Annotated in this window: 19 protein-coding genes, 1 tRNA gene and 1 riboswitch; of the genes, 13 read left to right on the forward strand and 7 right to left on the reverse strand. The window is 69.0% G+C overall.

Features of this window, described 5'->3' with window-relative positions:
* Entirely contained in the window at window positions 1–1,047 is a 1,047-nt protein-coding gene (locus ACHBTE_RS16785; protein WP_394724673.1) for a DNA-methyltransferase, read from the reverse strand.
* A gap of 555 nt (window positions 1,048–1,602) precedes the next feature.
* Between ACHBTE_RS16785 and ACHBTE_RS16790 the strand changes: the two genes are divergently transcribed.
* The gene (locus ACHBTE_RS16790; protein ID WP_394724674.1) at window positions 1,603–2,355 is read left to right on the forward strand and encodes an MBL fold metallo-hydrolase; all 753 of its coding nucleotides are present in this window, start codon (window positions 1,603–1,605) and stop codon (window positions 2,353–2,355) included.
* A 161-nt stretch (window positions 2,356–2,516) separates the two neighbouring features.
* Here ACHBTE_RS16790 and ACHBTE_RS16795 read toward each other — a convergent pair whose 3' ends face one another.
* Window positions 2,517–3,782: a PTS transporter subunit EIIC gene (locus ACHBTE_RS16795; RefSeq protein ID WP_394724675.1), complete on the reverse strand. Its 1,266-nt coding sequence runs from the start codon at window positions 3,780–3,782 to the stop codon at window positions 2,517–2,519.
* 424 nt (window positions 3,783–4,206) lie between these two features.
* Complete coding sequence (locus ACHBTE_RS16800; protein WP_394724676.1) at window positions 4,207–5,505, reverse strand: PTS transporter subunit EIIC; 1,299 nt, start codon at window positions 5,503–5,505, stop codon at window positions 4,207–4,209.
* Between the two features lie 182 nt (window positions 5,506–5,687).
* Here ACHBTE_RS16800 and ACHBTE_RS16805 point away from each other — a divergent pair, with 182 nt between their 5' ends.
* From ACHBTE_RS16805 to rdgB, 4 genes are all read left to right on the forward strand, one after another.
* Window positions 5,688–5,921, forward strand: a complete 234-nt coding sequence (locus tag ACHBTE_RS16805) for a glucose PTS transporter subunit EIIB (RefSeq protein ID WP_394724677.1) — start codon at window positions 5,688–5,690, stop codon at window positions 5,919–5,921.
* Between the two features lie 146 nt (window positions 5,922–6,067).
* Window positions 6,068–6,805, forward strand: a complete 738-nt coding sequence (gene rph / locus ACHBTE_RS16810) for a ribonuclease PH (RefSeq protein WP_394724727.1) — start codon at window positions 6,068–6,070, stop codon at window positions 6,803–6,805.
* Window positions 6,806–6,953: 148 nt separating this feature from the next.
* Window positions 6,954–7,358, forward strand: a complete 405-nt coding sequence (locus ACHBTE_RS16815; RefSeq protein ID WP_394724678.1) for a hypothetical protein — start codon at window positions 6,954–6,956, stop codon at window positions 7,356–7,358.
* A 137-nt stretch (window positions 7,359–7,495) separates the two neighbouring features.
* Entirely contained in the window at window positions 7,496–8,101 is a 606-nt protein-coding gene (gene rdgB / locus ACHBTE_RS16820; RefSeq protein ID WP_394724679.1) for an RdgB/HAM1 family non-canonical purine NTP pyrophosphatase, read from the forward strand.
* A gap of 1 nt (window position 8,102) precedes the next feature.
* Here the strand turns inward: rdgB and ACHBTE_RS16825 are convergent.
* A tRNA-Leu gene (locus tag ACHBTE_RS16825) sits at window positions 8,103–8,189 on the reverse strand.
* A 39-nt stretch (window positions 8,190–8,228) separates the two neighbouring features.
* Entirely contained in the window at window positions 8,229–8,696 is a 468-nt protein-coding gene (gene bcp, locus ACHBTE_RS16830; RefSeq protein ID WP_394724680.1) for a thioredoxin-dependent thiol peroxidase, read from the reverse strand.
* A gap of 95 nt (window positions 8,697–8,791) precedes the next feature.
* Between bcp and ACHBTE_RS16835 the strand changes: the two genes are divergently transcribed.
* From ACHBTE_RS16835 to ACHBTE_RS16845, 3 genes are all read left to right on the forward strand, one after another.
* A complete protein-coding gene (locus tag ACHBTE_RS16835; protein ID WP_394724681.1) occupies window positions 8,792–9,121 on the forward strand; it encodes a DUF3618 domain-containing protein in 330 nt (109 codons plus the stop codon).
* Between the two features lie 53 nt (window positions 9,122–9,174).
* Window positions 9,175–9,531 carry a co-chaperone GroES gene (locus tag ACHBTE_RS16840; RefSeq protein ID WP_128428777.1) on the forward strand — a complete coding sequence of 119 codons (357 nt, stop codon included), beginning with the start codon at window positions 9,175–9,177 and terminating at the stop codon, window positions 9,529–9,531.
* Between the two features lie 46 nt (window positions 9,532–9,577).
* A riboswitch (guanidine-III (ykkC-III) riboswitch) is annotated at window positions 9,578–9,649 on the forward strand.
* A 36-nt stretch (window positions 9,650–9,685) separates the two neighbouring features.
* A complete protein-coding gene (locus ACHBTE_RS16845) occupies window positions 9,686–10,006 on the forward strand; it encodes a DMT family transporter (protein ID WP_394724682.1) in 321 nt (106 codons plus the stop codon).
* Window positions 10,007–10,039: 33 nt separating this feature from the next.
* On the opposite strand, the gene ACHBTE_RS16850 is transcribed toward ACHBTE_RS16845, so the two are convergent.
* Window positions 10,040–12,430 (reverse strand): transglycosylase domain-containing protein, encoded by a 2,391-nt coding sequence (locus ACHBTE_RS16850; protein WP_394724683.1) that lies wholly within the window; start codon window positions 12,428–12,430, stop codon window positions 10,040–10,042.
* Between the two features lie 261 nt (window positions 12,431–12,691).
* Here ACHBTE_RS16850 and ACHBTE_RS16855 point away from each other — a divergent pair, with 261 nt between their 5' ends.
* Genes ACHBTE_RS16855 through ACHBTE_RS16870 form a run of 4 tightly spaced genes read left to right on the forward strand, consistent with a single transcriptional unit; the run spans window position 12,692 to window position 16,224 of the window.
* Window positions 12,692–13,492 (forward strand): ABC transporter permease, encoded by an 801-nt coding sequence (locus ACHBTE_RS16855; RefSeq protein WP_394724728.1) that lies wholly within the window; start codon window positions 12,692–12,694, stop codon window positions 13,490–13,492.
* Entirely contained in the window at window positions 13,485–14,306 is an 822-nt protein-coding gene (locus ACHBTE_RS16860) for an ABC transporter permease (RefSeq protein ID WP_394724684.1), read from the forward strand. The genes ACHBTE_RS16855 and ACHBTE_RS16860 overlap by 8 nt, the downstream gene beginning before the upstream one ends.
* A gap of 10 nt (window positions 14,307–14,316) precedes the next feature.
* A complete protein-coding gene (locus ACHBTE_RS16865; RefSeq protein ID WP_394724686.1) occupies window positions 14,317–15,372 on the forward strand; it encodes an ATP-binding cassette domain-containing protein in 1,056 nt (351 codons plus the stop codon).
* A 33-nt stretch (window positions 15,373–15,405) separates the two neighbouring features.
* Window positions 15,406–16,224 (forward strand): DUF1707 domain-containing protein, encoded by an 819-nt coding sequence (locus ACHBTE_RS16870; protein WP_394724687.1) that lies wholly within the window; start codon window positions 15,406–15,408, stop codon window positions 16,222–16,224.
* 94 nt (window positions 16,225–16,318) lie between these two features.
* Here the strand turns inward: ACHBTE_RS16870 and ACHBTE_RS16875 are convergent, their stop codons facing one another.
* On the reverse strand, window positions 16,319–17,656 hold the full coding sequence (locus tag ACHBTE_RS16875) for an SGNH/GDSL hydrolase family protein (RefSeq protein ID WP_394724688.1): 1,338 nt from the start codon (window positions 17,654–17,656) through the stop codon (window positions 16,319–16,321).
* 232 nt (window positions 17,657–17,888) lie between these two features.
* Here ACHBTE_RS16875 and ACHBTE_RS16880 point away from each other — a divergent pair, with 232 nt between their 5' ends.
* Window positions 17,889–19,256 carry a DUF445 domain-containing protein gene (locus ACHBTE_RS16880; protein WP_394724689.1) on the forward strand — a complete coding sequence of 456 codons (1,368 nt, stop codon included), beginning with the start codon at window positions 17,889–17,891 and terminating at the stop codon, window positions 19,254–19,256.

Here is a 19,256-nt window from a genome sequence, read left to right on the forward strand (position 1 = left end):
CTAGGCTCCAGACTCCTCGATATCGTCAAATGTCATCTGGTCCAACACGGCGGCGCCATTTTTCACAGCCGCCTGCTGAAACGGCTCGTGCAGTTCGAATCCAATTGCTCGACGCCCTGAAGCTGCAGCAATCGAAAGAGCTCTGCCCGTGCCGGCGAACGGATCCAGCACCGTTCCCCCGGGAGGGCACGAGCTCAAAATGCGCGGTTCGATCAGGTCGGTCGGAAAGGTCGCCGAGTGGCCATCTGAGCCGGAACGGGCGTTGACCTTGACGACGTCACAAGCTCCGTCCTCGACCTCTTCCATGTCGTAATAGACGACGTCCTGCGCCCCGGGTTCTACTTCTTCGAAGTCGTAGTAGTACTTCGGGCGCCCTTCCTTCGGGCGCTTGACAAAGTGGAAGAAGTGCTCGTGAGTCAGGCGCAGGCGATCCTTCTCCGGCCGCGGCGGCACGTTGGGCTTGTGCCAGATCAGATCATTGCGCAGAATCCAGCGGCGATCCTGCATCGCGATGGCGAAACGAGCAGGAATCAGGAGAAGTTGCTTTTCCTGTCGGTAGCCGCCCATGGGCGTGCGCCGCCGGGAACGGGGGTTGTCACCGAGCCCTTGCCGGCCGTCGTGGCGAATGCTGGACCAACGGGCGAAGAAGGTGTCGCCGATGTTGATCCACATGCTGCCCTTGGACTTCAGCGCCGCGGCCCCCCGCTGGAAGATCTCGACAAGGTGGCCGATGTACCACTCCGGCAGCGGTTCCAACCCGAGCACGCCGCCGTGTTTGCGGTACCACTCGTACGGGGGCACATCAGTCTGGACTCGGGATTCGTCCTCCGCGAGCCACTCCTTGAGGATGCCCTCGTTGTGTTCCTGACCGTAGCTGCGTAGCCCCCAGTACGGCGGTGAGGTGATCAGCAGGTCGATGGACTCCGGAGGAAGGTCCGCCATCAGGTCGTAGGCGTCCCCACACTGGACCGTGATCCGGGCGTTGCTCGGGCCGCCCTCGTCCGGTGCGGGTGTCGTGCTCTGAGTCTCTTCTACCTGTGCCACCACGCAGAGCAGCCTAGATGGTCCCTCTGAGGGTGGCGATCAGCTTGCGCCGGCCCAGCCACACCCGCATTTACGGCATTGATTCACATGAGCCACCGCCTGCCCCGCCCACATGTGACCTGAGAGGGCCTCCAGTCGGAGGGGTCGCGCGCACCGGGCACCGGATTGAGTCCCTGACCTGGGGTTTCCGCTGACCTTGATCCGCACCGGCGGGCGCACAGGGCGTCGAGCTGTGCGGCGGTTCGGTGGCCCACCGAAGCGGTTGCCATGGAGACCTATGGCCACCTGGCTCCCGACGAGGACGAGAACACCCGTACGGTGGTCGAAGGGCTCCTGTCGGAGGCGGCGTGGATATGCCCTGGAGGTGTCCTCCGATCATGGTCGAACAGCTGAACGCCACGTAGCCCAGATGGCAGCACCGCTCAGGTGAGTTCGCCCACAACCGCCCTTGGCGGAGGAGCGACCAAAGGTTTTGCGCCTTACGCTCGACAAACCGCACGACCCCCGACGCCAAAGTTCTCGATCCTCTCATTTTCCGCCAGCGGAGGTTTCTGTTTCATGAAGCTCACCGTCGTCGGCTGCTCGGGGTCGTTCCCGTCCGCGGAATCGGCCTGCTCGAGCTACCTCGTCGAGGCCGACGGCTTCCGGCTGCTTCTCGACCTGGGCAACGGCGCCCTGGGCGAGCTGCAGCGCCACTGCGGTCTCTACGACCTCGACGCGATCTTCCTCAGCCATCTGCACGCCGACCACTGCATCGACATGTGTGCGTACTTCGTGGCGCGCTACTACCGGCATGAGGGTGGCCGCTGCGCCCCGCTTCCGGTCTTCGGACCCGAAGGCACGGAGCAGCGTCTGACCACCGCCTATGCCGACACCCCCACCGCCTCGTCCATGAGCGAGGTCTTCGACTTTCACACGGTCAAGCCGTCCACCTTCGAGATCGGCCCGTTCACGGTGCACACGGAACGCGTGGCCCATCCGGTGGAGGCGTACGGCATCCGCATCGAGCACGGGGGCAAGGTCCTGACCTACTCCGGCGACACGGGCATCAGCACCGCCCTGGACGAACTCGCCCTCGACGCCGACCTCTTCCTGTGCGAGGCCGCCTTCACGCACGGCAAGGAGGACATCCCCGACCTGCATCTCAACGGCCGTGAGGCGGGCCAGACAGCTGCCCGCGCCGGTGCCCGCCGCCTCGTCCTCACCCACATCCCGCCCTGGACCGACCCCCAGGTCAACCTGGCCGACGCGCGCGCGGTCTACGACGGTCCGGTGGAGCTGGCGGCGCCGCGGCAGACGTACGAGATCTGATCCATAGCGAGGATTGGTCCATAGCGAGGATTGGTCCGGAGTGAGGGCTGGTCCGTGGCGGGGGTTGCCGTGCGACATTACGAAGGCCCCGGAACCCACCCGGTTCCGGGGCCTTCGTAATGTGCGGCTCGGCTGGGCCTTAGGGCCCTACGGCCTTACGGCTACTTCGCCTCCGCCTTCTGGAGCTCGGCGAGTTCCTCGTCGGACTCGCGGCCCGGCGTCGGCAGGTTGAACTTGGTGATCGCGAATCGGAAGATCGCGTAGTAGACCACGGCGAAGCACAGGCCCACCAGGGCCAGGCCCCAGGGGTTGGTCGCGATGCCGAGGTTCAGGCCGAAGTCGACCGCGCCGGCCGAGAAGCCGAAGCCGTCCTTCATGCCCAGGGCCCAGGTGAGAGCCATCGAGACGCCGGTGAGGACGGCGTGGATGGCGTACAGGACCGGGGCGATGAACATGAAGGTGAACTCGATGGGCTCGGTCACGCCGGTGACGAAGGACGTCAGCGCGAGGGAGAACATCATGCCGCCGACGACCTTGCGGCGCTCCGGGCGGGCACAGTGCACGATCGCCAGGCAGGCGGCCGGCAGCGCGAACATCATGATCGGGAAGAAGCCGGTCATGAACTGGCCGGCGCTCGGGTCACCGGCCAGGAAGCGGGCGATGTCGCCGCTCTTGCCCTCGTACTCACCGGCCTGGAACCACGGGAACGAGTTCAGCAGGTGGTGCATGCCGATCGGGATCAGCGCGCGGTTGGCCACACCGAATATGCCTGCGCCGACGGCGCCCGAACCGACGAGCCACTCACCGAAGTTGTGCAGACCCGTGCCGAGGACCGGCCAGATGTAGCCGAAGACGATGCCGATGATCAGGCCCGCGAAGGCGGAGACGATCGGGACCAGGCGCCGCCCGCCGAAGAAGCCCGCCCAGTCCGGGAGCTTGGTGCGGTACAGGCGCTGGTAGAGGAGGGCCACCACGATGCCCATCACCACACCGCCGAGCACCTTGGCGTCCACCGGTGCGTCGACCATCACGACCTTGCCATCGACGGCCTTCGCCACCTGGGGCAGGTTCGGGTCGGTGAACGTGGCGAGCACGTTCTTGAAGACCAGGTATCCGACCACGGCCGCGAGCGCGGTCGAGCCGTCGGACTTCTTCGCGAAGCCGATCGCGATACCGACGGCGAACAGCAGCGCCATGTTGTCGAGGATCGCGTTGCCGCCGGCCGCCATGAAGCCGGCGATCTTCGTGAGGAACGTGGGGAACTCCGGGTCGCCCAGCATGTCCTCGTTGCCGAAGCGGACCAGGAGGGCGGCGGCGGGGAGGACCGCCACCGGCAGCATCAGGCTGCGGCCGATGCGCTGCATGACAGCCATCGCGGCGGCGCCCTTTTTCTTGTCGGCCGCGGGAGCGGCGCTGGCCGTGGTCACAACTTCCTCCAGGGGGTCCACCCGGCCATAGGCTGGGGCAGGGCACGGCGCCGCCCGGGGAAAGAAAGGGAGACGGCGGCGTCTGGTCTAAACCACTGAGTGGTGTAGACCTGTTGTAGCACGGTGGAGGCGATATAAGGAACCCGTAATTGCGCGACCGGAGCGCTACGCGGAGTGTCCTGTTTGGTCAGACCTTTGGGATGTCGTCGTCGGGCCTTCGGGACGTCGTCACCAGGCCCTTTGGGGCCTTGTCGTCAGGCCCTTGCGACGTCCCCGTCGGGCCTTGCGACGTCCCCGTCGGGCCTTGCGACGTCCCCGTCGGCCCTAGCGACGTCCCCGTCGGGCCCGAGGCGTCCGCGTCGGGCCTTCGGGGTGTCCTCGTCAGACTCTCGGGATGCCCTCGTCAGCCGTCCGGACTTCCTCATCAGCCCTTCGTGACGTCCTCGACCTCGTCCTCGGGCTCCCTGCCCGGTGTCTTGAGGTCGAACGCGGTGATCGCGAAACGGAAGATCGCGTAATAGACGACGGCAAAGCACAGGCCGATCGGAATGATCGCCCAGGGTCTCGTCGCCAGATTCCAGTTGATGACGTAGTCGATCAGCCCGGCCGAGAAACTGAAACCGTCGTGCACGCCCAGACCCCAGGTCACCGCCATCGAGACACCCGTCAGCAGCGCGTGCACCGCGTACAGGAGCGGGGCGATGAAGAGGAACGAGTACTCGATCGGTTCCGTGATGCCGGTGACGAACGACGTCAGCGCCACCGATGTCATCAGACCGCCGACCTCTTTGCGGCGGCTCGGCTTCGCGCAGTGCGTCATGGCGAGCGCCGCCGCGGGCAGCGCGAACATCATGATCGGGAAGAAGCCCGAGGTGAACTGGCCGGCGTCCGGGTCGCCCGCGAGGAACATGTTGATGTCACCGTGCACCTCCTCGCCGTCCGGTGTGGTGTAGGTGCCGAACTGGAACCAGATGGGCACGTTGAGGAACTGGTGCAGCCCCACCACCAGCAACGCGCGGTTCGCGATGCCGAACACTCCCGCGCCCCAGGCTCCCAGGTCGCTCATCCAGTCGCTGAAGCTCTCCAGCGCGTCACCGATCGGCGGCCAGACCCACAGACACAGCGAGGCGAACACGATCGCCACGAACGCCATGATGATCGGGACGAGCCGCCGCCCGTTGAAGAAGCCGAGCCAGTCCACCAGCTTCGTGCGGTGGTAGCGCTGCCAGAAGAAGGCAGTCAGCAGGCCGATGACGATGCCGCCGAAGACGCCGGGGTTCTGATATTCGTACGCGCTCACCGCGCCGTCGGCCGTCGCGCAGCCGATGGTGGCGACCTCCTCCGTGCCGGGCGGGCAGTCCTTCGGGAACTCGCGCAGCACATTGAAGTAGACGAGGAACCCGGCCACCGCCGCCAGTGCCGTCGAACCGTCCGCCTTCCTCGCCATGCCGATGGCCACGCCGACGCAGAACAGCAGGGGCAGTCCCAGGGAACCGTCGAGCAGCGCGCCTCCCGCGCCGTCCATCACCTTCGCGACGTTGTCCCACCCCAGTCCCTCGTCCCCGAACACATCCGGTTGCCCGAGCCGGTTGAGGATGCCGGCGGCCGGCAGTACGGCGATGGGGAGCTGAAGGCTGCGGCCCATCTTCTGCATGCCCTGGAACAGGGTGTGCCAGCGGGAGCGCGCGGGGCTGACCGAACTGTCGGCGCTCTCGGCGCTCATGGCGTCCCTCCCGGCTCCGCTGGGCTGGGTTTGTCGGCCGTCGCCATGGTGGTGTAGACCAGTCGACGGGACGGTTCCCATGTCGTGAACGCCATCCTTCGGCAGGTACGACATGTCCGCTCGCGAAGTTGGGCCAACTGTGGGTTACTGCGACAAAGCGGTTCGGATCAGGGAGAAGGAACATGGCCAGCAAGGCTGAGAAGATCGTCGCCGGGCTCGGCGGCATCGACAACATCGAGGAGATCGAGGGCTGCATCACCCGGCTCCGCACCGAGGTCAACGACCCCGCGCTGGTCGACGAGACCGCCCTGAAGGCCGCCGGCGCCCACGGTGTCGTGAAGATGGGCACCGCCATCCAGGTCGTCATCGGCACCGACGCCGACCCGATCGCGGCGGAGATCGAAGACATGATGTGACGCCCGGGCACCGTCGTCCCGGGCCGACCGCCCATCAGGGCGGTCCGCCCCGGGCCGACCGCCCTGATGGACGGTCCCGCAGGGCCCTTCCCGGCGATGGGGAAGGGCCCTCCCCGTCTGCGGCTAGGCTCGACGGCATGTCCTCACTGTCTCGCATCGACGGCCGCACCCCCGAGCAGCTCCGCCCGGTCACCATCGAACGCTCCTGGAGCAAGCACGCCGAGGGCTCCGTCCTCGTCTCCTTCGGCGACACCAAGGTCCTGTGCACCGCCTCCTTCACCGAAGGCGTCCCGCGCTGGCGCAAGGGCAGCGGCGAGGGCTGGGTCACCGCGGAGTACGCGATGCTGCCCCGTGCCACCAACACCCGCGGCGACCGCGAGTCCGTCCGGGGCAAGATCGGCGGCCGTACGCACGAGATCAGCCGTCTCATCGGCCGCTCCCTGCGCGCCGTCATCGACTACAAGGCGCTCGGCGAGAACACCGTCGTCCTCGACTGCGACGTCCTCCAGGCCGACGGCGGCACCCGCACCGCCGCCATCACCGGCGCCTACGTCGCCCTCGCCGACGCCGTCGCCTGGGCCCAGGGCAAGAAGCTGATCAAGCCCGGCCGCAAGCCGCTCACCGGCACGGTCAGCGCCGTCTCCGTCGGCATCGTCGATGGCGTACCGCTCCTCGACCTGCGCTACGAGGAGGACGTGAAGGCCGACACCGACATGAACGTCGTCTGCACCGGCGACGGCCGATTCGTCGAGGTCCAGGGCACCGCCGAGGCCGAGCCGTTCGCCCGCGAGGAGCTCAACTCCCTGCTCGACCTCGCGGTCGCGGGCTGCGGGGAACTGGCCGATCTGCAGCGCAAGGCGCTTGCCGGCGTCCTCGAAAAGTAAAGGACGCACCAAGAACAGCCACAGCCGCGGGCAACCGCGCCGCCTTTCCCCGCGTCCCTAGAGGTACGGGCGTACGGCACACCGCTGTACGCCCGGCCAGTGCACAACGGGGGGCCTGCAAGGCCTGAGCAGGGAGGGAACGTCAACCATGGCCACGAGCCGACGCCGCCGGAGCCGTATCGCCACAGTTGCCGCAGTCATCGCGGCAGTCGGGCTGACGGCCGGACTGACCACCGGCTGCGACGCCGTCGACAAGGCGCTGGACTGCGTTCAGACCGCCGAGGCCATCGCCGACAGCGTGACCGAGTTGCAGCAGGCCGTTGACAGCGCGTCGAACGACCCGACGAAGATCGACGAGGCCATCAAGTCCATCGGGGACAACCTCGACAAGATCGGCGACAAGACGGACGACGCCGACCTCGACAAGGCGACCGAGGACATGCGCAAGGCTCTCGTCGACGTCCAGGGGGCCGTCGAGAACGGCGACACGACCCCGGACATCGGCGGTGTCACGAAGGCGGCCGGTGAACTCACCAAGGTCTGCACGCCGTAACACCCGGCACGAAGCGCGACAGCGACGGGACGGACAGGGTTCCGATCGCCGGGCGGCCCACCAGTCGGTAACCCGGCCCGTCGGTCGGTAACCCGGCCCGTCGCTGCGGCGGTCGGCGGGTCGGGATACTGGACCCCATGACCCGCCTGATCCTCGCCACCCGTAACGCCGGGAAGATCACCGAACTCCGCGCGATCCTCGCCGACGCAGGACTGCCCCACGACCTCGTCGGCGCGGACGCCTACCCGGACATCCCCGACGTCAAGGAAACCGGCGTCACCTTCGCCGAGAACGCGCTGCTCAAGGCGCACGCCCTGGCCCGGGCCACCGGCCTGCCGGCGGTCGCCGACGACTCGGGGCTCTGCGTCGACGTGCTGAACGGCGCCCCCGGCATCTTCTCCGCCCGCTGGGCCGGCCGGCACGGCGACGACAAGGCCAACCTCGACCTGCTGCTCGCCCAGCTCTCCGACATCGACGAGCCCCACCGCGGCGCCCACTTCGCCTGCGCGGCGGCGCTCGCCCTGCCCGACGGCACGGAACGAGTGGTGGAGGGGCAGCTGCGGGGAACCCTGCGGCACACGCCGACGGGCACGAACGGCTTCGGCTACGACCCGATCCTCCAGCCGGACGGCGAGAGCCGGACCTGCGCCGAGCTGAGCCCCGACGAGAAGAACGCCATCAGCCACCGGGGCAAGGCGTTCCGGGCACTGGTGCCGGTCGTACGGGAACTGCTCGCGCAGTAGATGGTGCGGCCGGAGGGACTCGAACCCTCACGGGAGTTACCCCACTGGGACCTAAACCCAGCGTGACTGCCAATTCCACCACGGCCGCCTGCCCTTGCCCGGCCATGCTACTGGCCGGGTGGGACGCTCAGACGCCCAGGTCCTTGATGATCTTGGCGACATGGCCGGTCGCCCGGACGTTGTAAAGAGCCCGCTCGACCTTGCCCTCCTCGTCCACGACGATCGTGGAACGGATGACGCCCAGGTACGTCTTGCCGTAGTTCTTCTTCTCGCCGAACGCGCCGTAGGACTCCGTGACGGTCTTCTCCGGGTCGGCGAGCAGGGTGACCTTCAGGGACTCCTTCTCGCGGAACTTGGCGAGCTTGTCCGGCTGGTCGGGCGAGATGCCGATGACGTCGTAGCCGGCCGCGGCCAGGAGCTCGAGGTTGTCCGTGAAGTCGCAGGCCTGCTTGGTGCAGCCGGGTGTGAGGGCCGCCGGGTAGAAGTAGACGATGACCTTGCGGCCCTTGTGGTCCGAGAGGGACACCTCGTTGCCGTCGGCGTCGGGCAGGGTGAAGGCGGGGGCCACATCCCCCGGCTGGAGTCGCTCGCTCATCGAACCAGCGTAACCGGGGAGCCTGACGGTGCGGTTCGCCGTGGAGCTGACAGACTGTCCGCAAACAGCATCAGCTTCACTTCGGAGGCCGAACGGTGGCGGACACGTCGGACACCAGAACACCGGCGCAGATCGAGGCGGACATCAAGGCCCGCCGCGCAGCGCTGGCCGAGACGCTCGACGAGATCGGGGTGCGGGTGCACCCGAAGACGATCGTCGGCGACGCCAAGGCCAAGGTCGTCTCGAACATCGACCACACCCTCGGACGGGCCTATGTCGGCGTCAACCGGGCCGTGAGCGATGTCAAGGCCCGGTTCACCGACGAGGAGGGCGCGCCCCGCATCGAGCGGATCGTGCCCGTCGCCCTCGTCGCCGTCGGGCTCGTGGGCCTGCTGGCTCTCGGCACCCGGCGCCGCAGGGACTGAGTGACGCGGACCCGACGGCGTACACAGGCGGCCCAGGCAGGTAGGTTCAAGGTGTGAGCGCCAACAGAAACGAGCACAGCACCCATCACGACAAGCTGCCCATCCGGATGCTGCACGACCGAGTACTCGTGCGGCAGGACACCAGCGAGGGCGAGCGGCGTTCCGGTGGCGGCATCCTGATCCCCGCCACGGCGGCCGTGGGCCGTCGGCTGGCCTGGGCCGAGGTCGTCGCGGTGGGGCAGAACGTCCGGACCGTGGAGACCGGCGACCGGGTCCTGTACGACCCGGAGGACCGGGCCGAGGTCGAGGTGCGTGGAGTCGCGTACGTCCTCATGCGCGAGCGCGATCTGCACGCCGTGGCCGCCGACCGGTTCGAGGGGTCGGAGGACTCCACGGGGCTGTACCTGTAGTTCAACGGGCCGAGGGGCTGGTGACCGTCGTCACCAGCCCCTTTTCCCGTTTCCTTGCTAGCTTTGAAGGAGCCCGACGAGACGCGCCGTACCGGGATGCAGGCAAAGACGACGCACCCCCGCATTACGCCGCCACGTCTCGGAGGTGCTTGTCATGGCCTGGGTCCTGCTCGTCGTCGCCGGTCTGCTCGAGGTCGGCTGGTCGATCGGCATGAAGTACACCGACGGCTTCACCCGGCTCGTCCCCAGCCTGTTCACCGGCGCCGGCATCGTCGCCAGCATGGTCCTGCTCTCCTACGCCGCCCGGTCCCTGCCCATCGGCACCGCCTATGGCGTGTGGGTCGGCATCGGGGCGGCCGGTGCGGCGGTGGTCGGCATGGTGGTGCTGGGGGAGCCCGTCACCGCGGCGCGGATCTTCTTCGTCTGTCTGCTGCTGGTCGCCGTGGTGGGTTTGAAGGCGACCAGCGGTCACTGAGCCGGCCCTGCGGTCACCGGACCGGCTCCGCGGTCACTGTCTACGGGTGCCGCCCTGCGTTCCGGCCGTGTTTCCCGTTGTGCCGCCGCCCCCCGTGTCCGTGCCGCCTGCGCCGGTGGCGCCGCCGCCCGAGGTGTCCGTTCCGCCGCTGCCGGGATCGCCCGTGGTGCCGCCCTCGGTGGTCGTGCCCCCGTCGGTGGTACCGCCGTCGGCCGTCCCCCCGTCGGTCGTGCCGCCGTCGGCCGTGCCCCCGTCGGTGGTACCGCCCGTCGTCGGGCCGCCCGTCGTGCCGCCGTCCGGCTGGCCCGGCGTCTGGCCACCGGTCTGGCCCTCGGTGTCCTGGCCGCTGTCCGTCGGGTCCTCGGTGGCGCCGCCCTCGTCCTGCTCGTCGGCGTCCTGGTCGCCCTCGGTCGGGTCGGTCGTCGGGTACTGGGGCACGTCGGCGCCCTGCTGGAGCTCCAGGTCGAAGTCCTTGACCGGCTTGCCCTTCAGGGCCTTCTCGGTGAACTGGGCCCAGATCGCGGTGGGCGGGCCGCTGCCGTTCATCCGGTTGACGCCCAGCGCGCCGTACAGGGGCTTCTGGGCGGCCGTGACCGGGTCCTGGCCCATGACGGCGACCACGGTGGCCAGTTCGGGGGTGTAGCCGGCGAACCAGGCGGCCTTGTCCTCCTCCGCGGTGCCGGTCTTGCCCGCGGCCGGGCGGCCCGCCGCCTGGGCCGGGGTGCCGGTGCCGTTCTCCACGACGCTCTTCAGGACCGAGGTGGTGGTGTCGGCGGCCTCGCGGCTGATGACCTGGGAGGTTTTGCGCTTGGGCAGGTCGATGACGTCGGAGCCGTCCTTGGTGATCTTCTCGATCATGGTGTACGTGCCGTGCTTGCCGTGGTTGGCGAGGGTCGCGTAGGCCTCCGCCATGTCCAGGACGCTCGCGGTGGCGGTGCCCAGCGCGATCGACGGGTACGGGTTGAGGTCGGGCGTGGCGGAGGGCAGGCCCAGCTCCACCGCGGTGTCCTTGACCTTCTCGGGGCCGACGTCGACGGCCATCTGCGCGTACACCGAGTTGACGGACTTGTCGGTGGCCGTGCGCACGCTGATGTCGCCGTAGGACACGTCGTCCTCGTTGGCGGGGTCGTAGCCGCTGGTCCAGCCCTGCACGGGGCGCTTGTTGGTGCCGTCGTAGATCGTGTTCGGGGTGATCGGGCGGCCGTCCTGGGTGGTCGACCCGTTCTCCACGGCCGAGGTGAACACGAACGGCTTGAAGGTGGAGCCGACCTGGTAGTCCCGGCGGGTGGCGTTGGGGGTGTACTGCTTGACGTAGTCGATGCCGTTGTACATCGCCACGACCTTGCCGGTCTTCGGGTCGACGGAGGCGCCGCCCGCGCGGACGTAGGTGTCGACCTTGTTGTTCTTCTTGTCCAGCTTGGACATCAGCTGGTCGTCGACCGCTTCGACGAAGGCGTCCTGCTTGTCCTTCTGCAGGGTCGTGGTGATGCGGTAGCCGCCCGCCTCCAGGTCCTCCTCGGAGGCGATCTTGTTCTGGATCAGATAGTCCTTCACGATCCGCACGATGTAACCGCGCTGCCCGGACAGATTGGTGGAGGCCGTGGCCTCCTTGGGCCTCGGGAACTTCATGCCGGCCCGCTCGCTCTCGGACAGCCAGCCCTTGGTCACCATGCCGTCCAGGACGTAGTTCCAGCGGGCCAGGGCCGCGGACTTGTTCTCCGGGTGGGCGACGACGTCGTACTCGCTGGGCGCGTTGACCAGCGCGGCGAGGTACGCGGCGCGGGCCGGGTCGAGGTCCTTGGCGTCCATGCCGTAGTAGGCCTGGGCGGCGGCCTGGATGCCGTAGGCGTTACGGCCGAAGAAGCTGGTGTTGAGGTAGCCCTCCAGGATCTCGTCCTTGCTCTTCTCGCGGTCCAGCTTGATCGCGATGAAGAACTCCTTCACCTTGCGGGTGACGGTCTGCTCCTGGCGCAGGTAGTAGTTCTTGACGTACTGCTGGGTGATGGTGGAGCCGGACTGCTTGCCCTTGCCGGTGGCGGTGTTCCAGGCGGCCCGCGCCATCGCCTTGGGGTCGACGGCGGACTCGGTGTAGAAGTCGCGGTCCTCGGCGGCCAGGATCGCGTGCCGGGCGGGCTTGGAGATCTGCGCGAGGGTGACGTTCTCCCGGTTGACCTGACCGTCACGGGCGATCACCGAGCCGTCCGCGTACAGGTAGACGTTGGCCTGCTTGGTGGCGAGGGCGTTGGCCGGCGGGATCTTCACCATGGAGTAGCCGAGGAAGAACAACCCGAACAGCAGCAACGCGCCGATGACGAGGGTGCCGAGCACCGTGCGCCAGGTCGGGATGATCCGCCGCCATCCCGTCCGTTTGGGCCGCCGGGCCTTCGGGGTCGGCTGCTGTGGCGGCTGCTGCTCGTCGCTCATGTCGTTGCCCGGACTCCTGTTTCGCGTCGTACGTTCCCGTACGCCTCGTACGCCTAATGCGCCCCCATTGAAGACTCTCGCACCAGGCGTTCCGTTCCCGGAAACCGACGCGTGTGGCGGGAAAGTGAGCAGGCTCTCGCGGGGGTCCGTGCCGGGCGGAAAACGGCTCGCCGTGCCGGGCGGAAAACGGCTCGCCGCGCCTCGCCTTCGCGCACTAGGCTCCTGCGCTTCGGTGCCGGCGGGGCGAGGAGGGCTGTGGATGTGGGCTCGGGGCGGTTGTACGCGGCCGTCGCGCTGAGGGGGTTCCGGCGGTACGCGACCTATCGGGTGGCGACGGCGGCGGGGGTGTTCACCAACACCGTCTTCGGTGTGATCCTCGTCCACACCTATCTGGCGCTGTGGGACGAGAAGCCGCACCTCGGCGGGTACGACCAGACCCAGGCGGTCACCTATGTGTGGCTCGGGCAGTGCCTGTACGCCACCCTCGCCATCCAGGGCGGGGGCGTCGAGAAGGACCTGATGGAGCGCATCCGCACCGGGGAGATCGCCGTCGACCTGTATCGGCCGGCCGACCTCCAACTGTGGTGGCTGGCGAGCGACCTGGGCCGGGCGCTGTTCCAGCTGCTCGGGCGGGGGGTGATCCCGTTCGCGTTCGGTGCGGTCTTCTTCCCGATGGCGCTGCCGGCCCATGCCACCGTCTGGGCGGCGTTCGTGGTCACGCTCCTGCTGGCGGCTCTCGTCAGCTTCGCCATCCGTTATCTGGTTGCCCTGAGCGTGTTCTGGCTGATGGACGGCACGGGCGTCAACCAGGCCCTGATGATCACGGGGATCTTCTTCTCCGGCATGGTGCTGCCCCTGAACGCCTTCCCGGGTGCGCTCGGCGACATCGTGCAGGTGCTGCCCTGGGCGGCGCAGGTCCAGATGCCGGCGGACGTGCTGATGGGGGAGACCGATCCGCTGCGGGCGTACGCCTTCCAGGCGCTCTGGGCGGTGGTGCTGCTGACGGCGGGGCGGCTGCTGCAGTCGGCGGCGACGCGGCGGGTGGTGGTCCAGGGTGGGTGAACGCGGCGTCCTTCGCGAGGGGCTGCGGGCCTACGGGCTGATCGCCGGGATGTGGGTGCGCTCCAGCATGGTCTACCGCACCTCCTTCGTCGTCACGGTGCTCGGCAACCTGCTGGTGACCGGCCTGGACTTCGTGACGATCCTGCTGATGTTCTCGCAGGTCGACTCGCTGGGTGGCTGGACGATGCCCGAGGTCGCCCTGCTGTACGGGCTGTCGGCGACGGCGTTCGGGATCGCCGATCTCGCGCTGGGCTCGATGGACGTGCTGGGCGGCCGGATCCGGGACGGCTCGTTCGACACCATGCTCGTGCGGCCCGCGCCGGTGCTCGCCCAGATCGGCGCCGACCACTTCGCGCTGCGCCGCCTGGGCAAGATCACCCAGGGTGCGGTGGTGCTGGGCTGGGCTCTGGTGGCCGTCGACGTCGACTGGACCGTGGCGAAGGTGCTGCTGGTGCCGGTCGTGGTGGTCAGCGGCGCGGTGATCTTCTCGACGTTCTTCGTGGCGGGCGCGGCCTTCCAGATCCTGGCGCAGGATGCCGCCGAGGTGCAGAACGCGTTCACGTACGGCGGGAACACCCTGTTGCAGTATCCGCCGAGCGTGTTCGGCAAGGACCTGGTGCGCGGCGTGACCTTCATGCTGCCGCTCGCCTTCGTCAACTGGGTCCCCGCCGCCCATCTGTTGGGGCGGCCGTACCCGATCGGCCTGCCCGGGTGGACGGCCTTCGCGTCACCGCTGGTGGCGGCCGGGTGCTGTGCGCTGGCCGGTCTGGCGTGGCGGTCGGGGCTGAGGTCGTATCGGAGCACGGGGAGTTAGCGAGCAGTCGATGGACACTGTCACCGAGCCTTTCACCGAAGCCGTCACCGAGCCCTTCATCGAACTCGACCGGATCGAGAAGGTCTTCGATGTGCGCAAGAAGACCGGTTTCCTCAAGCGGGAGCGGCGGCGGGTGCGGGCCGTCGACTCGATCTCCTTCACCGTGGCGCGCGGCGAGATGGTGGGCTACATCGGCCCGAACGGCGCCGGTAAGTCGACGACGATCAAGATGCTGACCGGCATCCTGACGCCGAGCGGCGGCCGGCTGCGGGTGGCCGGCCTCGACCCCTCCCGCGAGCGCACCCGGCTCGCGCATCGCATCGGGGTGGTGTTCGGGCAGCGTACGACGCTGTGGTGGGACCTGCCCTTGATCGACTCGTACAAGCTGATGCACCGCATGTACCGCATCCCCGACGGCCGTTACCGCGAGAATCTCGACCGTCTCGTCGAACTCCTCGACCTGGGACCGCTGTTGGACGTCCCGGTGCGTCAGCTCTCGCTCGGGCAGCGGATGCGCGGTGACATCGCGGCGGCGCTGCTGCACGATCCGGACGTGCTGTATCTGGACGAGCCGACGATCGGCCTGGACGTCATCTCCAAGGCGAAGGTGCGCGAGTTCCTGCGTGAGGTGAACACCGAGCGTGGGACGACGGTGCTGCTGACCACGCACGACCTCCAGGACATCGAGCAGCTGTGCTCACGGGTGATGGTCATCGACCATGGGCGGCTGATGTACGACGGTCCGCTCGCCGGGCTGCACGAGGTGGGGGAGAGCGAGCGGATCCTGGTGGTCGACCTGGCGCGCGAGCTCCCGCCGATCGAGGCGGCGCCGGCCCGGGTGGTGAAGGTGGAGGGGCCGCGGCAGTGGCTGGCCTTCCCGGCGGCCGAGTCGGCGGCGGCGCTGGTGGCGCGGGTCGCGGCGGAGTATCCGCTGGTGGATCTGTCGGTGCGGGAGCCGGACATCGAGGCCGTGATCGCCAAGATGCTGCAGGCGTCGGGGCGCGCCCCCGAGCCTCCGGGCGAGTGGGCCGAGCAGGACGGACAGGCCGACCGGGCGATCTCGTAGCCCCGGTGCGGGGTTGCTCGTAGGCTGCTGTCCATGACCGACGACGCCCCGGAGCTTCGCGCCTCCGACGCAGATCGTGAACGAGTCGCCGAGGTCCTGCGGGACGCCCTCGCCGAGGGGCGTCTCGACATGGAGGAGTTCGAGGAACGCCTGGACGCCACGTACCAGGCGCGGACCTACGGCGAGCTGGCGCCGATCACCCGGGATCTGCCGGTCGGCGCGGTCGCCGTGCCGAAGGTCGACATGGTCAAGAAGGCCGGGGGCTCTCAGGCGAGTTGGCCGGACCGGATCGTCGGCGGCGAGGGGTCCTCGACCTGGGGTGTCGCCGTGATGTCCGCCTTCCAGCGCAAGGGGCGGTGGACCGTGCCGAAGCGGTTCAACTGCTTCACCTTCTGGGGCGGCGGCGAGATCGATCTGCGGGAGGCGAACTTCGCGGACCGGGAGATCGAGATCAACTGCGTCGCGATCATGGGCGGGGTGCAGGTGATCGTGCCGCCCGGCGTCGAGGTCGTGGTGCGCGGGATCGGGATCATGGGGGGATTCGATCACCGGGAGGAGGGCGTTCCCGGTGACCCCGGGGCGCCCCGGGTGATCGTGACCGGGTTCGCCTTCTGGGGCGGCGTCGGCGTCGAACGCAAGCTGACCCGGACCCAGCGGCAGGAGCTCCGGGAGGAGCGCCGTCGGGAGAAGCTGGAGCGCAAGGCGGAGCGGCGGGAGTTGCGGTCATCCGCCCGGGACGAGGAGTACGAGGCGCACCGGGCGATGCTCGACGAGCACCGGGAGATGTTCCGCCACGTCCACGACGAGCGCGGCAACCGCTGGGAGCGGTCGCGGGACCGGGACGAGGACTGAGCGGGAGCGGGGGCGAGGGCTGGGCGGGATGCCTGAACGGGACCCGGCGCGGGGCGCGCTGTGAGCGGCTCTCCGGCGCCCCGCACCGCGTCCGTCACAGCTCCGCCGGCGCCGCGCCCTTCAGGTCCTCCAGGTCGAAGGTCTGTGCCATGCGGTCGTAGCCCTTGTCGCTCGGGTGGAGGTGGTCGCCCGAGTCGTAGTCGGGGCGGAACTTGCGGGGGTTGTACGGGTCCCGGACCGCCGCGTCGAAGTCGACGACCGCGTCGAAGACCCGGCCGCCGCGGATCTCGGCGTTGATCTGCCGGCGCACGCTCTCGCGGGCGTCGGTGTAGCCGCGGTGGCCCTGGAAGGGCATCAGGGTCGCGCCTATGACCTTCAGACCGCGGGCGTGGGCCTGGCGGACCAGGGTGCGCAGACCGTTGAGGATGCGGACCGGGTCGGCGAGACGGGGGTTGCGCAGGATGTCGTTGACGCCGAGGTCGATGACGACGACCTTGACGTTCGTCCGGGACAGGACGTCACGGTGGAAGCGGCCGATGCCGGCCTGGTTGTCCGCGGGGCGCCCGGCGCCGCTGGCGAGGACCTGGTTGCCGCTGATGCCCTGGTTGACGACGCTGTAGCGCGGCACGTCCCGACCCTCCGCGACCGCGGCCCGCAGCCGGCGCGAGAGGACGTCCGTCCAGCGGCGGTTGGCGTTCTGCGTGGACGTGATGCCGTCGGTCAGCGAGTCGCCGAAGACGACGACGGTGCCGTCGGACTCGTTGCTGAGGACGTCCAGCGCGGTCAGGTACCGCCAGGAGGAGACCTGCCCGGTGTACGCCACCCCGGTCGCGTCCTCGGCGAGGTCGCCCTCGGCGACGTAGCTGATCTGGCGGGCGTGCGGGTGGAAGGTCACCGGGCCGGACGGGGTGGGCGAGTAGGTGGTGACCAGGACGTCGGCCTCGGCCGGGATCGCGATACGGACGGCGTCGCTGAGCACCTGCTGCCCGGGCGGGACGACGACCGTGGTGTTGCCGCCGAAGGTGAGCCTGCGCATGGTGTCGGCGACGGCTGCCGCGGTACCCGTTCCGGCGGCGAGGGCGACCGACGCGTGCGTGATCGTCAGCGCCGACTGGCCGTACAGATTGGACAGCGTGATCCGGACACTCGTACCGCCGACGCTGGTGTGCACGACATTGCGCACCGAGCGGCCGGCCATCCCCTCGACCTCGGTGCCGGGCTCGGCGCCGACGGGGGAGGCGGACCAGGCGCCGACCCAGATGCCGGTGGAGGCCGGGGCGGCGCGGTTGCGCGGGCCGCCCTGCTTGGCCTGGGTGCGCTCGCCGGTGGTGCTGCCGTCGTCGGAGGCGACTCCGACATAGATGGCGGCCGAAACCGCCACGATCAGGGCGATGATCGCGGAAAGCAGGGCATAACCGTGACGCCTGGTCATGCGATGCGTGTCTCCTCGGGCGGATGGGAGCCCGAGGCTCCGATGTGATCACCTCATGATGCGTCATAAGGCGGAGGGGAGTTGCACGGACCCCCCATTGGGCCGCCGGACTTCATCCGGAGTTCGCCATCGACCTCCCCCCACGGGACAGACGCCGGGAACTCTTGATTCGTTCCAGGAGTAGGTCAGGAAGGGACAATGTGTGCGAGGGATCACTGGACGGGTGGAGCGGATGGAACGAACGAATCCGGATGAAGCGGGAACGCGTGACGTAGAGCAGCATGCCCGGGCCGATGCCGCCGGTAACCGGCATGCGCCCGCCGCGGCCGTCCGCGCGATGACGTCGTTCACCGCCGCCGACGAGGAGAAGCGCCGCGGGGTCCGGCAGATGAAGATCACCGCGACCGGCATGCTGCTGTTCGTGGCGCTCGTCTACGTCCTCGCCAAGTGGGCGTCCAACGAGGGCGCCGGCGCCTGGGCGGGCTATGTCGCCGCAGCCGCGGAGGCCGGCATGGTCGGCGCCCTGGCGGACTGGTTCGCGGTCACGGCACTGTTCCGCCACCCCCTCGGCATCCCCATCCCGCACACCGCGATCATCCCCAACAAGAAGGACCAGCTGGGCGTCTCCCTGGGCGAGTTCGTGGGGGAGAACTTCCTCTCCGAGGACGTCGTACGGCAGCGGCTGCGCGCCGTCGGCATCGGCAGCCGGCTCGGCGCCTGGCTCGCCGACCCCGAGCACGCGGACCGGGTGACGGCCGAGCTCGCCACGGCCCTCAGAGGCGCCCTGCGGGTGCTGCGCGACTCCGACGTCCAGGCGGTGGTCGGCGAGGCGATCACGCGCCGCGCCGACGCCCGCGAGATCGCGCCCGGCATCGGCAAGATGCTGGAGGGGATCGTCGCCGACGGCGCCCACAAACGAGCCGTCGACCTGATCGTGACGCGGGCCTACGACTGGCTGGTGCTGCACGGCGAGGACGTGATGGGTGCCGTGCAGGGCGGCGCACCCGGCTGGACGCCGAAGTTCGTCGACAAGAAGGTCGGCGAGCGGGTCTACAAGGAACTGCTGCGCTTCTGCGCCGAGATGCGCGACATGCCCTCCCACCCCGCGCGCGGCGCCCTCGACCGATTCCTCATCGACTTCGCCTCCGACCTCCAGTCCGACACCGACACCCGCGCGCGCGTGGAGCGCTGGAAGAGCGAGGTGCTGGCCCGCGGCGAGGTCCAGGACCTGATCGCGTCCGCCTGGACCGCCGTCCGCGCCATGATCGTCTCGGCGGCCGAGGACGAGCGCAGCGAGCTGCGTCTGCGCGTGCGGGCCTCGCTGCTGTCCCTGGGCGCCCGCATGGCCGCCGAGCCCTCGATGCAGCACAAGGTGGACCGCTGGGTCGAGGACGCGGCGGTGCACGTCGTGACGACGTACCGCGCGGAGATCACCTCCCTGATCACGGACACCGTGGCGGGCTGGGACGCCGAGCACACGACGAAGAAGATCGAGGCGCACATCGGGCGTGACCTCCAGTTCATCCGGATCAACGGCACGGTGGTGGGCTCGCTCGCCGGCCTGGTCATCTACACCGTGTCGCGCGCGCTGGGGGCGTAG

The sequence above is a fragment of the Streptomyces sp. M41 genome, from assembly GCF_043673425.1.
Lineage (GTDB): Bacteria > Actinomycetota > Actinomycetes > Streptomycetales > Streptomycetaceae > Streptomyces.